General features: G+C 71.4%; 9 protein-coding genes. 4 read left to right on the top strand and 5 right to left on the bottom strand.

The annotated features are described in order from the left end of the window. Positions 1-24: 24 nt before the first annotated feature. The 4 genes from RN743_RS01365 to RN743_RS01350 form a co-directional block, all read right to left on the bottom strand. Positions 25-3,198, bottom strand: coding sequence for a hypothetical protein (locus tag RN743_RS01365; RefSeq protein WP_310775456.1), 3,174 nt, complete (start codon positions 3,196-3,198; stop codon positions 25-27). A gap of 276 nt (positions 3,199-3,474) precedes the next feature. Then, the gene (locus RN743_RS01360; protein WP_343218973.1) at positions 3,475-4,872 is read right to left on the bottom strand and encodes an NAD(P)(+) transhydrogenase (Re/Si-specific) subunit beta; all 1,398 of its coding nucleotides are present in this window, start codon (positions 4,870-4,872) and stop codon (positions 3,475-3,477) included. A gap of 9 nt (positions 4,873-4,881) precedes the next feature. Continuing rightward, positions 4,882-5,175 carry an NAD(P) transhydrogenase subunit alpha gene (locus RN743_RS01355; RefSeq protein WP_310758303.1) on the bottom strand — a complete coding sequence of 98 codons (294 nt, stop codon included), beginning with the start codon at positions 5,173-5,175 and terminating at the stop codon, positions 4,882-4,884. 66 nt (positions 5,176-5,241) lie between these two features. After that, positions 5,242-6,372, bottom strand: a complete 1,131-nt coding sequence (locus RN743_RS01350) for a Re/Si-specific NAD(P)(+) transhydrogenase subunit alpha (RefSeq protein WP_310775452.1) — start codon at positions 6,370-6,372, stop codon at positions 5,242-5,244. 168 nt (positions 6,373-6,540) lie between these two features. Between RN743_RS01350 and RN743_RS01345 the strand changes: the two genes are divergently transcribed. The 4 genes from RN743_RS01345 to RN743_RS01330 all read left to right on the top strand — a co-directional run bounded on the left by RN743_RS01345 (position 6,541) and on the right by RN743_RS01330 (position 13,924). Beyond that, positions 6,541-7,116: a hypothetical protein gene (locus RN743_RS01345; protein ID WP_310775450.1), complete on the top strand. Its 576-nt coding sequence runs from the start codon at positions 6,541-6,543 to the stop codon at positions 7,114-7,116. 39 nt (positions 7,117-7,155) lie between these two features. Continuing rightward, positions 7,156-7,839 carry a hypothetical protein gene (locus tag RN743_RS01340; RefSeq protein ID WP_310775448.1) on the top strand — a complete coding sequence of 228 codons (684 nt, stop codon included), beginning with the start codon at positions 7,156-7,158 and terminating at the stop codon, positions 7,837-7,839. Positions 7,840-8,120: 281 nt separating this feature from the next. Continuing rightward, entirely contained in the window at positions 8,121-11,636 is a 3,516-nt protein-coding gene (locus RN743_RS01335) for a VCBS repeat-containing protein (protein WP_310775446.1), read from the top strand. Further along, the gene (locus tag RN743_RS01330) at positions 11,633-13,924 is read left to right on the top strand and encodes a CRTAC1 family protein (RefSeq protein WP_310775444.1); all 2,292 of its coding nucleotides are present in this window, start codon (positions 11,633-11,635) and stop codon (positions 13,922-13,924) included. Before RN743_RS01335 ends, RN743_RS01330 begins: the two co-directional genes overlap by 4 nt. 9 nt (positions 13,925-13,933) lie before the next feature. Here RN743_RS01330 and RN743_RS01325 read toward each other — a convergent pair whose 3' ends face one another. Continuing rightward, the gene (locus RN743_RS01325) at positions 13,934-15,052 is read right to left on the bottom strand and encodes a helix-turn-helix transcriptional regulator (RefSeq protein ID WP_310775442.1); all 1,119 of its coding nucleotides are present in this window, start codon (positions 15,050-15,052) and stop codon (positions 13,934-13,936) included. Positions 15,053-15,089 lie beyond the last annotated feature (37 nt).

Below are 15,089 nucleotides of genomic sequence, written 5' to 3'. Positions count from 1 at the left end.
GCCGCCAACGGGCGCCCACGCCGGTCAGCTCGTGGCGCGGGGCGGGGTGCGCACGATGACGCCGGGGACGCCGGCCTCGCGCAGGCGGTTGTTGAACTCCGCGACGTCCGTGTCGATGATTTGCTGGAGCGTGGTCAGCCACCCGCCGAGTTCGGCCTCGATTTCGTCGGCGCGGACGGCCGCGACCGCGTTGGGCCGGTCGTAGGTGGACGCGATGTAGCCGTACAGGTTGGCGATCTCGTTGTCGAGCATGGGCGGGAAGTTGAGCATGTCCTGCCCCGAGCGGTTCCGCGTCTGGAAGAGTTCCTCCTCGACATCCGTGAGCTTCTCGCCCGCGGCGTCCGCCATCTCCGTGAAGTCGTCGCCGTAGCCGGCCTCTTCGACGGACGTCGCGATGTCGCTCATCTGCGACCGGATCGACCGCACCTCGCGCACGGCGTCGTGCGACTGCTGGAGGAGGCCGCGCACCCGGACCATCAGCTCGTGCTGCTGCCGCAGGTCGGCGACCGTGACCTGGTCGGCCACCCGCGGATCGATGTGGACCGCCAGCGGCTGCGTCTGCGTCGCCTCGCCCGCCGTCAGGCGCACCTCATAGCGCCCGGGCACGGCGGGCACCCGGCCCGTGAAGCCCCAGATCCGCGCGCCCTGAACGAGATCGGGCCCTTCTCCCTGGAGGTTCCACACCATCCGGTTCAGACCCGCGCTCGTCTGCAGCCGATCCGGCGACCACGTCGACGCGCGCCCGATCGCCGCCTTCGCCTCATCGTCCCACGAACCGGGGTTCGAGGAGTACACCCGCACGACCTCGCCGCCCCCATCCACGATCTCGACGTCGATCGTCTCCTCCATCCCCTCGCCGAGCGCGAAGTGAATCGTTGCCCCGTTGGGGAAGACGACCTGCGCGCGCACCGCATCGCGCGGCGGGTAGAGGTGGACGTCGGCCGCCAGCGAGGCCGGGGACATCGCCCGCAGCGGCGTCACGTCGTCGAGGATCCAGAACGAGCGGCCCTGCGTGCCGATGACGAGGTCGCCCTCGTGCACCTGCATGTCCGTGATCGGCGTGATCGGCAGGTTCTGCTGGAAGCGCTGCCAGCTGTCGCCGCCGTCGAAGCTCACGTAGAACCCGAACTCGGTGCCCGCGTAGAGGAGGCCCTCCCGCACCGGATCCTCGCGCACGACGCGCACGAAGTGGCCGGGCTCGATCCCGTCCGCCGAGAGGCGGGTCCAGCTCGCCCCGTAGTCGTCGGTGCGCCACATGTAGGGCGTGTCGTCCTGCATCCGGTAGCGGTAGACGGCGACGTGCGCCCGCCCCGGGCCGTGCGCCGAGAGGTCGATCCCGTTGACCGTCGAGAACTCGGGCAGGTCGCCCGGCGTCACGTTCTCCCAGCTCGCCCCGTCGTCGCGGGAGATGTGGATGAGGCCGTCGTCGGAGCCCGCCCACAGGACCCCCGCCTCGTGCGGCGATTCCTCGAAGGCGAAGATCGTCCCGTACATCTCCACTCCGGTGTTGTCCCACGTGATGCGTCCGCCCGCGTGCAACATCTTCGTCGTGTCGTTGCGCGTGAGGTCGGGGCTGATCGTCTCCCACGAGTATCCCGCGTCGGAGGTCCGGTTCACGTACTGCGAGGTGTGATAGATGACGTCGTGGTCGTGCGGGGAGATCCGGATGGGCGCGTTCCACTGGAAGCGGTGCTTCATCGTCTTCGGCGCCTGCCCCAGCTGGAGCTGCGGGTAGAGGAGCATCTGCCGCACGTCGCCCGTCTCGCGGTCCACCCGGTTGATGCTGCCGCCGTAGCAGCCCGCGTACGTCACGTTCGGGTTCCGCGGATCGATCGCGATGTGACCGCTCTCGCAGCCCCCGACCGCCGCCCAGTGCTGCGCCTGCTGCACCGCCGGCATGCCGCGGCTCGGCACCATGATCGTGGAGTTGTCCTGCTGCGAACCGTACACGCGGTAGGGGAACTGGTTGTCGACGAACACGCGGTACATCTCGGCGGTGGGCTGGTTGTAGTAGGTGGACCAGCTCTCCGCGCCGGTCGTCGTCACTTGGCCGCCGCCGTCGTTCGCCACGACCTGGAAGTCGGGGTTCTCGTAGTTGATCCAGAGGTCGTGCACGTCCCCGTGCGGGACGCCGTAGCTCTGCCACGTCACGCCCCCGTCGACCGACTTGTTGTAGCCCACGTTGAGGGCGTAGACCGTGTTCTCGTCCACCGGGTCCGCGTAGATGTGCGTGTAGTACCACGCCCGCTGCAGGAGTCCGCGGTCGCTGTTCACCCGCCGCCAGGTGTCGCCGCCGTCCTCGGAGCGGTAGACGCCGCCGCGGTCGTCGGACGCCTCGATGAGCACCCACACGCGGTCGGGGTTCGCCCGGGAGACGGTGACGGCGGACTTGCCGACGAGGCCGGTGGGGAGCCCGCCCTCGAGCCGGTCCCACGTGTCCCCGCCATCGGTCGACCGGAAGACGCCGGACTCCTCCGAGCCCGACGTCGCGGTCCAGGGCTTCCGCTCGGCCCGCCACGCCGAGGCGAAGACGATGCGCGGATTCGACGGGTTGATCGCGAGGTCCACGGCGCCCGTGGAGTCGGAGATCGCGAGGACGTGGTCCCACGTGTCGCCGCCGTCCGTCGTGCGGAACACGCCGCGCTCCGGGTTGGGGCCGAAGGGATCGCCGAGCGCCGCCACAAAAGCGATGTCGGCATCGTGCGGGTGGACCTGGATGTCGCCGATCTGGCCCGAGTTCGGGAGCCCGATGTGGGTCCACGAGTCGCCGCCGTTGGTGCTGCGGTAGAGGCCGATTCCCTTCGAGATGTTGCCGCGGATGCAGGACGATCCCGTGCCCACGTAGATGACGTTCGCGTCGCTGTCCGCCACGTCGATCGACCCGATGGCCCCCGTCCCGAAGTAGCCGTCGGAGATGTTGCGCCAGTTGAGGCCGGCGTCGTCCGTGCGCCACACGCCGCCGCCGGTCGCGCCCATGAAGTAGGTGAGCGGCTGCTCGGTGATCCCCGCCACGGCGGTGCTTCGCCCGCCCCGGGGCGGCCCGATGGACCGGAAGTTGAGGCCCGCGACGTCGGCGGAGTCGAACACCACCGCCTCCTGGGCGGCGAGCGCCGAGGGCGCGACGGCGAGGTCCGCCGCGACGAAGACGGCTGCGGCGAGGGTGAGCGTGGTCGGCGTGATGATGGCCAGCTTGCGCATGGGGCTCTCGCTCCTGTTACGGCGGCACGTAGTCCGGTTGCGGACGCGCGGCACCGACGGCCTGGCGCGGTCGGGTCGCACGGGAGCGCCAACCTAGATGGACAAAGCCCGCCGCGACAATCACGCCAGGCACCCGCGTCCGGCGAACGCGGCACGGGCATCGGCAGCCTCACGAGTCGGTAGGTACCGGAAAGCGCCCGCTATCCGGTGGGCCTCGACTGTGAGCTTCGCGTTGCCGACCCCGAGGCGTTGGAGGAGACCTGACACGCCCCGCCGTCAGAGTTGCTTCACTTCCTCCGTGATGCGGGCGAGGGCGTCGGAGGCGTCTCCGAAGAACATGCGGTTGTTCCGCAGGTAGAAGAGCGGGTTGTCGATGCCCGCGTAGCCCACCGAGAGCGAGCGCTTGATGACGATGCACGTCTTCGCGCGGTCCGTCTCGATGATCGGCATGCCGCCGATCGGGCTCTGGGGGTCGTCGCGGGCGAGCGGGTTCACGACGTCGTTCGCCCCCACGACCACGGCGACGTCGATGTTCTCCATGTCCGGGTTCACGTCCTCGGGCTCGCAGAGCTGCTCGTAGGGCACGTTCGCCTCGGCGAGGAGGACGTTCATGTGGCCGGGCATCCGACCCGCCACCGGGTGCACGCAGTAGCGCACCGAGACGCCGCGCTCGGTCAGCAGGTCGGCGAGTTCACGCACCCGGTGCTGCGCCTGCGCCACCGCGAGCCCGTAGCCCGGGACGAAGATGACCTGCGAGGCGTAGCCCAGGACCATGGCGGAGTCCTCGGCCTCGATCGGCGTCGCCACCCGGTCGCCGTCCGCCGCGCGCCCCGCCGTCGCCGCCCCCGTGCCGAAGGCGCTGAACAGGACGTTCGCGAGCGAGCGGTTCATCGCGCGGCACATGATGCCCGTGAGGATGAGTCCCGAGGCGCCGACCAGCGCGCCCGAGATGATGAGCGCGTTGTTCTCCAGCACGAACCCGGCCGACGCCGCCGCGAGCCCGGAATAGGAGTTGAGCAGCGCCACCACGACCGGCATGTCCGCGCCCCCGATGGGGATCACGAACAGGACGCCGAGGATGAGCGCGGCCGCGATGAGACACCAGTAGAAGACGAGGTTGGATTCGAAGCCGACCAGGTAGACCGCCAGGACCACGGCGAAGCCAAGGAGGAGGCCGGCGGAGAACTTCACGAGCGGGTTCGAGATGGCGTTGCCGGTCACGAACCCCTGCAGCTTCCCGAACGCGATCATGCTGCCCGAGAAGGTGACGGCGCCGATCAGCGTCCCGGCCATGATCGACACCCCGGAGTCGATGGCGAGCGTCTCCGCACCCGCGCCCCCCGCGACCCGCAGGTACTCCCCGACCGCGACGAGCCCGGACGCGGCCCCGCCGAACCCGTTGAACACCGCCACCATCTCCGGCATGGCGGTCATCTTCACCGTCCGGGCCATGATGGCGCCGATCAGCCCTCCGATGGCGACGCCGGCGATGATCCAGGTGTATTCCAGACCGCTCTCGAGCAGCGTCGCGATCACCGCGAGCAGCATGCCGATGGCGGCGAGCCGGTTGCCGCCCGCCGCCGTGTCCGGATGGCTGAGCCGCTTGATCCCGAGGATGAAGAGGACGGCGGACGCCAGGTAGGCGAGCGGGATAATCGCGGAGAATCCTGACATTTCCATCGCTCAGCTCGCGTCCTTGCTCTTGAACATCTGGAGCATGCGGTCGGTGACGAGAAAACCGCCCACGACGTTGATCGTGGCGAGGATCAGCGCGGCGAGCCCGATCCACCGCATGAGAACCGCGTCTCCGGCGCGTCCGATCACGAGCAGCGCGCCCACGATCGAGATCCCGGAGATCGCGTTGGATCCCGACATGAGGGGGGTGTGCAGCGTGGGCGGCACCTTCGTGATGAGTTCGAAGCCCACGAACATCGCGAGCACGAACACATACAGTCCGATCAGGAGCGTTCCTTCCATCGGCCAGGCCTCGTCGTTGGGTTGCGCCCGGGAGCGACGGCTCCGGGCTCCGTCATCATGCGTGCGTCACGCGCCGAACCGGACCTCGCCCGCGTGCGTCACGCAGCAGGGCCCGATCACGTCGTCCGCCAGGTCCACGGACACGCCCTCCTCCCCGATCATCGGCTTCACGAGCGCGGAGAGGTTGCGTCCGAGCAACTGGCTGGCGTGGTAGGGAAGCGACCCCGGCACGTTGAGCGGAGCGTGGATCGTGACGCCGCGCTCCACCACCGTCTCGCCCGGCGTCGACAGGGCGCAGTTGCCTCCCGCCTCGCCCGCCAGGTCGACGATCACCGAGCCATCCTTCATCCGGTCCATCGTCTCCTCGGTGATGAGTACAGGGGCGGGTCGGCCGGGTACGAGCGCCGTCGTGATGACGACGTCCGCCCGCGCCACGTGCTGCGCGAGCAACTCCCGCTGCCGCGCCTGCTCCGCCTCCTCCAGTTCTTTCGCGTAGCCGCCCTCCGTCTCGGCGTCCTCCGCCGCGCCCTCGGCGCCCTCCTGGAGGTCCACGAACTTCGCCCCGAGGCTCTCCACCTCCTCGCGCACGGCGGCGCGGATGTCGTAGCCCCAGGTGTCCGCCCCGAGCCGGCGCGCCGTCGCGATCGCCTGCAGCCCCGCGACCCCGGCCCCGAGCACGAGCACGCGCGCCGGGGAGAGCGTCCCGGCCGCCGTCATGAGGAGGGGGAAGATCCGTCCGAGCGAGTTCGCGCCGAGGAGGACGGCCTTGTAGCCCGCCAGGTTGCTCTGCGACGAGAGGGCGTCCATCGACTGCGCGCGCGTGATTCGCGGCACCAGTTCCAGCGCCAGCGCCGTGATCCCGCCGTCGGCGAGGCGCTCGATCAGCGCCGCGTTCTCGTGCGGTTGGAGGAGACACGCGAGGATCGAACCCTCCCGGAGTCCGTCCGCCTCGGTCTCCGAGGGCGGAGCGACCTTGAACACGATGTCGGCCTCGCCCAGGAGCCGGCCGGCGTCGGGGACGATTTCCACCCCCGCGTCCTCGTAGTCCGCGTCGGGGAAGCCGGCCGCCCGTCCCGCGCCCGCCTCGACGGCGATCGAAATGTCATCCGAGAGCAGGCGCCTGGCCCCGTCCGGCGTGAGGGCGACCCGCGACTCCCCGGCGGCGGTCTCCCGCGGGACACAGATTCGAACGCTCAAGGGCGACTCCCATCATCCACGGTGTTGATCCACGGTCCGGCTGCGTATGCGGCGGCGCCGCGAATCTTGACCGCACGACCGCCGCGCGCAACGCACCGCGGGCTCTCGATTGCGCGGCGGCGCCGGTGAGTGCCTATTCCCCGAAAGTTCCAGCCCCGGGAGGACCGCATGTTTCGCCGTTCGTTCACCGCCTTCGCCGTAACGGCCGCCGCGCTGTCGGCTGCCGCGCTGTCGGCCGTCGCATCGGACCTGGCCGCCCAGGACGCGGTCGCGCTCGCCATCGCGCCCATCCCCACCGAGACGGAGCAGGCGACCGCGAAGGTCATCCAGAAGCAGGGGGACGAGTGGGTGACGCTGCGCGAGGGCGCCGGGCCGTTCATCTGCATCGCGGATGACCCGGCCGCCGACGGGTTCCACTCCGCCTGCTACCATACGTCGCTCGAGCCCTACATGGCGCGCGGCCGCGAACTCACCTCGCAGGGGACCGTCGGCCGGCCCAACGTCGAGCAGCGGATGGCCGAGATCGAGGCGGGCACGCTGGAGATGCCGAGCTACGCCTTCCTGCACGCGATCTACGCGGCCGAGGGCTGGTCCGGGGACATGGACGCGGTGCAGCGCCACCAGTCGGTCATCTACACGCCCTTCGCGACGGCCGAGGACCTGGGACTTCCCACGAGGGCGACCCGGGGCGCATGGCTGATGGCGGCGGGCACGGCGAACGCCCACGTCATGATCACGCCCTAGCGACACGACACCAGACGATCCCGGAGCGTCGGACGAACCGTGGCTGAAATCACCCGACACCAGTTGAGCGCGCTCCTCCTCAGCGCCCTCCGCGACCGGGGACTGGGCGCGCGGGATCTCTTCGAGGGCCGCCAGGAACCGCTCTCCTGGTTCTTCCGCGTCATCGCCTACGACCAGTCCGAACTCGACATCCTCGAGTCCGGCGCGCTGGACGCCCTCCACGCGCCCTCGGCGATGGTCGAACTCGTCATCGACGAAATGGCGCTCGGACTCGCCAACATCGGCACCGAGGGGCTCGGTACCTACCTGGCCACGCCCGCGTCGGACGTCCCGGGCCACGACGCGCTGGAACTCGATGGCGAGGTGATGCTCGGGTACGTCCACATCGACGTCGCGCCGCCCGCCCTCTGGCTCGACGAGCGGGAGTCGAACCCCTCGCGCAACGACGCGCTCGCGACCCGGCTCTCCAAGGTGGCGCAGGAGGTCGGGGCGGTCTCGGACACGGTCGAAGTGCACATCGAGGGCGCCCTCGATCCGAACGGCGGCTGGACGGATCCGACGGAGAACGTCCGCCCGGCCGGCGTGGCGGTCCACTTCACCTTCGACATCCCGCTCGTCGGCACGGGGAAGCGGGAACTGGCAAAGGTCTTCGCGCGGGCGGCGGAAGGGGCCCGCGACGCGGTGGAGGGGATGCGGTCTGTCTTCCGCGGAGACGGCGAATAGCCGCCCGCGGCAAAACCCGCTCCCGCCTCCTTCCCGCCGCAGCCTGCGCCGCCGGCCTCTTCGCCGGCTGCGATGCCTCCGCCCCGCCGGTCTCGATCGACTGGGTCGAGGAGGGTGACGGAACCCGCGCGCGTCTCCTGTCGTTCCGGGGGGAGGCCGAGGGCGGCTTCACGTCGCTGGCGCCGCGGAGCACGGGCATCCAGGCGGTCCCCGCCGTCTCGCGGGAGGCCCGGCTCGCGAACCGCACGCTCATTCACGGCGTCGGCGCGGCGCTCGGGGACGTGGACGGGGACGGCTGGGTCGACCTCTACCTCTGCATGCTGGACCGGCCGAACGTCCTCTACCGCAACCTGGGAGGGTGGCGCTTCGAGGACGTGACGGAGCGCTCCGGCGCCGGACTCGGGGACCGGCTGTCTCGGGGCGCCGTCCTCGCCGATGCGGAGGGCGACGGCGACCTGGATCTCTTCGTGGCAGTGCACGGGGGGACGAACGCGCTCCTCCTGAACGACGGGAGCGGAGTCTTCGAGGAGGTCGATGCGGGGTTCGAGGGAGAATGGGGGAGCAGCACGCTCGCGCTCGCGGACACCGACGGGGACGGGGACCTCGACGCGTACTTCGCCAACTACAAGACGGTCCAGGCGGACGACCTCTTCAGCCCCGCGGAGCGGAGTCCGCGCGAGATGGCCGATCGGGTGGGGGACGAGCTGATCGTGAGGCCGCCGTACGACCGCCACTACCGGATGCGGTTGGACGGCGAGTTGGTGCTGCGGTTCGAACTCGCGGATCCGGACGAGTTCTACCTCAACGATGGGTCGGGCCGCTTCGAGCCCGTCGACCCCGGAGGTGGCGCGTTTCGGAGCGAGGACGGCGAACCGGTCGCCGATGTGCCGAGGGCGTGGGGACTGGTCGCGCGCTTCTTCGACGCGGACGACGACGGGGACGCCGACCTCTTCGTCGCCAACGACCTGGGAAGCCGGGACGAGTTCTGGCTCAACGAGGGCGGCGTCTTCACCGCCGCGTCGGAGTTCGCGTTCCGCACCGAGAGCGCCTCCTCGATGGGGGTCGACTTCTCGGACATCGACGGAGATGGCTACACCGATTTCGTGACGACGGAGATGCTCTCGCCCGATCCGGTGCGGAGACGGGAGCAGGTCGCCCTCGGCGCGGCCGGGTGGACGCCCCCCGGCGGACACGGAACGCGGGCGTCGGCGGACCGGAACACGCTGCAACTCAACCGCGGCGACGGGACCTGGGCCGAAACGGCGCGCGCGGCGGGGCTCGACGCCTCGGAATGGACGTGGGGCGCGATGTTCTTGGACGTGGAACTCGACGGCTACGAGGACCTCCTGATCACGAACGGACACGGCTGGGACCCGCTCGACGGGGACACGCAGGAGGCGTTGCGGACCGGCCGCATCCAGGTGGACTGGCGCGAGGAACTCGGGGTGTTTCCGCCGCTCCGGCTGCGGAACCTCGCGTTCCGCAATCTCGGCGACGGCGCCTTCGTCGACATGACCCGGAGTTGGGGATACGGGACGGAGCCGGACGTGAGCCACGGGATCGCGGCGGCGGACTTCGACCGCGACGGCGACCGGGACGTCGTGATCACGCGGCTGGACGAACCGCCCCTCATCCTGCGCAACGACGCCGGGCGGGCGCGGGTCGCCCTGCGCGTGCTCGGGGAAGGGGGGAACACGCAGGCGATCGGGGCGCGCGTGACGCTGGCCGGGCCGCCGGGCGCCGTCTCCGGCGCGGCCTCGGACACGGTCCCTCTCCAGACGCGGCAGGTGACCTCCGGCGGCATGTACCTCTCCGGCTCGGACCCGGGGCTCGTGTTCGCGATGGGCGACCGCGAGGCGGCCGAAGCGACGATCGTCTGGCCCTCGGGGCGGAGCCGGACGGTCCGGGTGCTCGCGAACCACGCCTACGAGGTGGGGCCGCCCCCGGATGGCGGGGCGGGGGAGGGTGGCCCCGAGGGCGCGGCCGGCCCGGAGGGTGTGGCCCGGGCGGGCGCCGAAGCCGGGCCGGGTGGCGCTGTCGGCGCGGGGAGCGGTGCGGCGCTCTTCGCGGAGGCGGAGCCCGTCGGGCGGCACGGCGAATCGGCCTTCGACGAGCTGGCCCGGCAGCCGCTCGTGCCGCTCGAGCTGTCCCGCGGCGGCCCGGGCGTGGCGTGGGTGGATGCGGATGCGGACGGCGACCCGGACCTGCTCGTCGGGGCGGGGGCGGGAGGCCGCGCCCAGCTCGCCGTCAACGAAGCCGGGCGGCTGGCGGACCCCGTGCCCATCGGCGCCCCCGCCGTCGGCGACCACACGTCCATCATCGCGCTCCCCACAGCCGGCCGCCCGGTCATCATCGCGGGCGTCAGCGCCTGGGAAGCCCGCTCGCCGGCCGACCTCGACGCGATTCCACCCCTCGCCCGCCTCGATCCGGACCCCGCGCCGGCCGTCCCGCCGACCCGCCACGCGACGGGCCCCCTGGCGGCCGCCGACGTCGACGGAGACGGCGACCTCGACCTCTTCGCCGGCGCCCGCGCCACCCCCGGCGCCTACCCCCTGCCCGCCGACTCGAGACTGCTCCTGGCCGAGGGCGGCGACTGGGTCGTTGACGCCGAGGCCGCCGAGGTCCTGCGGCAGATCGGCCTCGTCTCCGGGGCCGTGTTCTCCGACGTGGACGGAGACGGCGATCCCGACCTCCTCCTCGCCCTGGAGTGGGGACCCGTGCGGCTGCTGGAGAACGACGGGGGACGCTTCACCGACGCGACGGCGGCCTGGGGTCTGGACACGCACACCGGCCGCTGGAACGGCGTCGCGACGGGAGACTTCAACGCGGATGGCCTCCCGGACCTCGCGGTGACGGCGTGGGGTACGAACACCGGCCGCTTCGCGAGCCCCGAGCGACCCGTCGGCGCGGTCGCGTCCGACTTCGACGGGAACGGGCTCGTCGACCTCGTCGAGTTCGAGACCGGGGCGGACGGCGTCCGGTGGCCCGTGCGCGACTACCTCACGCTCGGAAGGACGCTCCCCTTCCTGCGGCGGGAGGCCCCGACGTTCGAGGCCTTCGCGGGAAGCTCCGTCGAAGACCTCCTCGGAACGGGACGCACGGGACTCTACCGGACGAGCGCCGTCACGCTGCTGCACACGGCGTTTCTCAACCTCGGCGGGCGGTTCGAGCCGCGCCCGCTGCCTGCGGCCGCCCAACTCGCCCCCGCCTTCGGGGTGGCCGTGGCGGACTTCGACCGGGACGGCCGCGAAGACCTCTTCCTGGCGCAGAACTACTTCGCGACCCCGCAGGGTCTCGGGCGCCACGACGCGGGTCGCGGAGCCGTGCTGCTCGGGGACGGGACGGGCGGATTCGAGATCCTCGACGCTCGGCAGAGCGGGGTCGAGGTGTACGGGGACGCCCGCGCGGCCGCCGTGGCCGACTTCGACGCCGATGGGCGCTGGGACCTGGCCGTCGGGCAGAACGGTGCCGAGACCCTCATCTTGCGGGGGCGGGGCGGAGCGCCCGGGCTGCGCGTTCGGCTGTCCGCGGGCGGGGCGCCTTCCGGCGCGGGTGGTGCGCGGTTGCGCCCGAGGTACGCCGACGGAAGCGAGGGTCCCGCGCGGGAGATCCAGTTCGGGAGCGGGTATTGGTCCTTCAACGGGTTCGTACAGGTGCTGGGGCGCGCGGCGGACATCCGCGCCCTGACGGTTCGCTGGGCGGATGGGCTCGAGGAGACGTTCCCGGTGGAGGCCGGGGCGCCGGAGGCCGGGGCCGGAGCGCGGGAGGTCACGCTGAGACGGGGCGAAGGCTCATGAGCCCCGGCGATGCGGCGGCCCGGACGCGGGGCCGGCACACCACGGCGGCGGGGCCGCTCACCGCCGCGCTGCTCGCTTTCGCGCTGCCCATCGGCTGCGGAGATCCGTCCGCCGAACCCCCGGGCCGCGGCGGCCCCTCGGACGGGACGATCGAGATGTCGGCCCGCCTGCTCGCGTTGGCCGACTCGGCGGACCCCCTGCTCGACGAGCAACTCAACACCGCGCGCCTCCGCTACCTCACGAACCTGCCGCCGTCGCCGGACGGCGCGGAGATGCTCGTGCGCGTCGCGAACGCCGCGCGCGAACTCCTGAACGCGGGGCACACCCAGCCCGCGCTCGAACAGCTCATCTTCGTCGACCGGACGCTGGAAGGGACCCCGGCCGAGCCCTTCCCCGGCTTCCGCCGCTCGATCGAGGAACTCATCGGGATCGCCTTCCTGCGTCTCGGCGCCGAGGTCGCATGCCCCGCCGCGGGGTCCGCCGCGGGCACCGTCGAGCCGGCCCTGGAGCGCTCCCCGTGCTGGCCCGCCGTGCCCCCGGCCGCCTCCGCCCCCGCCCCCGTCTCCGATTCCGCCCGCGTGGCCCTCAACGCGGCGATCGGCTGGCACCGGTCGCTCCTGCAGTTGCGGCCCGACGACCTGCGCGCGCGCTGGGCCCTGAACCTCGCCGCCATGACGGTCGGCACTTGGCCCGACAGCGTCCCGCCCGAGTACCGGATCGAGGCGGCGGCCGTGGGCGGAGCCGGGGAGCTCCCCCGCTTCGAGGAGGTGGCCACGCGCGCGGGCCTGGACGCGGTCTCCCTCTCCGGCGGCGCCATCGTCGATGACCTCAACGGAGACGGCCTGCCGGACGTGATGACGTCCTCCCGGGGCCTGCTGCACCCACTCCGCTACTTCGAGAGCGATGGCGCGGGCCGCTTCGTCGACCGGACGGTCGAGGCGGGCCTCGAGGGCCTCCTGGGCGGGCTCAACCTCGTCCACGCGGACTACGACAACGACGGCGACGCCGATGTCTTCGTCCTCCGCGGCGGCTGGCTCGTCCAGCCGCTCCCCAACTCCCTCCTGCGCAACGACGGCGGCGTCTTCGCCGACGTGACGCGGGAGGCCGGACTCTACTCCGAGCACCCCACCCAGACCGGCGCATGGGCCGACTTCGACGGCGACGGCTGGCTCGATCTCTTCATCGGAAACGAGTCGAGGGACAGCCTGTCTCACCGCAGCGAACTGTACCGGAACCGCGGCGACGGCACGTTCGAGGAGGTCGCCGCGGCCGTTGGCATCGACGTGACCGACTTCGTGAAGGGCGTCACCTGGGGGGACTACGATAACGACGGCCGCCCGGACCTGTACCTGTCGGTCCTCCACGCTTCCAACCGCCTGTACCGGAACCTGGGTCCGGCGGAAGATGGAGGCTGGGCCTTCGAGGATGTGACCGCGGTGGCCGGCGTCGGGGAACCGCAGGCCAGCTTCCCGACCTGGTTCTGGGACTTCGACAACGACGGCTGGCTCGACGTCTACGTCGCGGGCTACGCCGCGCAGACAGCCGACCTCGTACGCGAAATGACCGGCGAACCGCACTCCGCTGCCCTCCCGCGCCTGTACCGGAACCTGGGGGACGGCGCCTTCGCCGATGTCACGGCCGCCCAGGGCCTCGACCGGATCATGTACGCGATGGGGTCGAACTACGGCGATGTCGACGGCGACGGCTGGCTCGACTTCCTCGTCGGGACGGGCGACCCCGACCTCCGGCAGCTGATGCCGAACCGGATGTTCCGCAACCTCGGCGACCGCTTCGAGGAGGTCACCGGCGCGGGCGGGTTCGGGAGCCTGCACAAGGGACACGCAGTCTCCTTCGTGGACATCGACAACGACGGGGACACCGACGTCCACATCCAGCTCGGCGGCGCCATGGAGGGGGACCTTTCGCCGAACGCGCTCTACGAGAACCCCGGGTTCGACCACCGCTGGGTCGCGCTCACGCTGGTGGGCGAACGGGCGAACCGGTCCGGAATCGGCGCCCGCATCGCGGTGACGGTCGAGGGGCCGGAGGGGACGAGACGCATCCACCGCCGCGCCGGCACGGGCGGGAGCTTCGGCTCCAACCCGCTCCGCCAGGAGATCGGCCTCGGCCGGGCGACGCGGATCGAGTCCGTCGAGATCCGCTGGCCGGGCTCGGGCACGGTCGACCGGCTCACCGGCCTCGCGCTCGACCGCGCCTATCGCATCCGGGAGGGCACCGGGATCGCCGAGCCGCTGGAGAGGCCCCGGATCCGCCTCGGCGGCGGCTGAGAGCCCGGTCTAGAGGTCGCGGGGCGCCGCGCCCAAGCCCTCCAGGGACAGGACCCGCCGCACCAGGTCCACCTGCCGCGAGATGCCCTGCTTGCGGTAAAGCTGCTTCAGATGCCACCGAACGGTCGCTTCCGTGCGACCGATCATCTGCGCGAAGTCCTTCACCGTCCTTCCGGCCGCAAGCGCCACCGCCAGCTCGCTCTCCGTCCTCGTGAGGTCCAGGGCCTTGGCCACATGAACCGCGTCGAGCCGGGCCCGACTGGTGGGATCCACGAGGAGCACGACCGCGCCGAGCCTGCGCGTTCTGAAGTGCGGGTAGTCATCGCCCACCGGAGTGACGTGCAGCGCCAGCCGTCGCGGGCGAGAAGAGAGCTGAGTGATCGCCATCGAGCCGCCGGAGCTCCGCACTCCCCAGCGCCGCAGGGCGAGCGCCAGCAGGCGAGACAGTTCGGCGTTCTCCTCCGGCATCCGGGCATGCAGGAAGCCCTCCAGGTCCATCAGGCCATCGCGCCGCCGCAAGGTGTCCAGCGCCCGGTCGTTCGTCGCCATGATCCGGCCGCGTCGGTCGAGATGGATGATCCCGGCACGCGGGTTGGCGAGCCAATCCGTTGCGGACCTGCCCCCCACCTCGGCTTCGACCAGCGCGTGGCGCACGATCGCGAGCTGCAGAAGGTGCGGCTGGAGTTGCTCGATCAGCCGGATCTGATCGGAACTCCAGCCTCCCCGCTCCGTGGAATCGCACAGCTCCCATACGAGGCCCACGCCATTCGGGCCGTCCAGCCGCACGCAGAGGCCGTCCTGCGCCTGTGCGGCGACCAGCGCTTCGTTCCAGGTGGGCGACGTCTTCTTCTCGGCGTCCGTGTACAGACCCCCCGTGGACACGAGGTGCCCGTGCTCCAGTTGGGCGACGCGCGGGACACGTTCGTCTCGGGCCCAGTAATCCGTGAAGTACCTGTGCTCCCAGTCCTTGCGCCGTTGTCCCAGGAGGAAGACCTGGTTCAGGAAGACCGCCACATCGGCCCCCTGTGTGTCATAGAGCGTCAGGGCGCTGCCGCTCATGCGACCGACTTCGCCGATTTGGCGAATCACCTCGCCCCACCGCGCTTCGTCGAACGTGGCGTCGTTCAACAACCCCACGATCCGATCGTATGGATCCCCTCGGGAT

The sequence above is a fragment of the Candidatus Palauibacter scopulicola genome, assembly GCF_947581915.1.
Taxonomy (GTDB): domain Bacteria; phylum Gemmatimonadota; class Gemmatimonadetes; order Palauibacterales; family Palauibacteraceae; genus Palauibacter; species Palauibacter scopulicola.
This window is presented reverse-complemented; position numbering and strand designations above follow the sequence as displayed.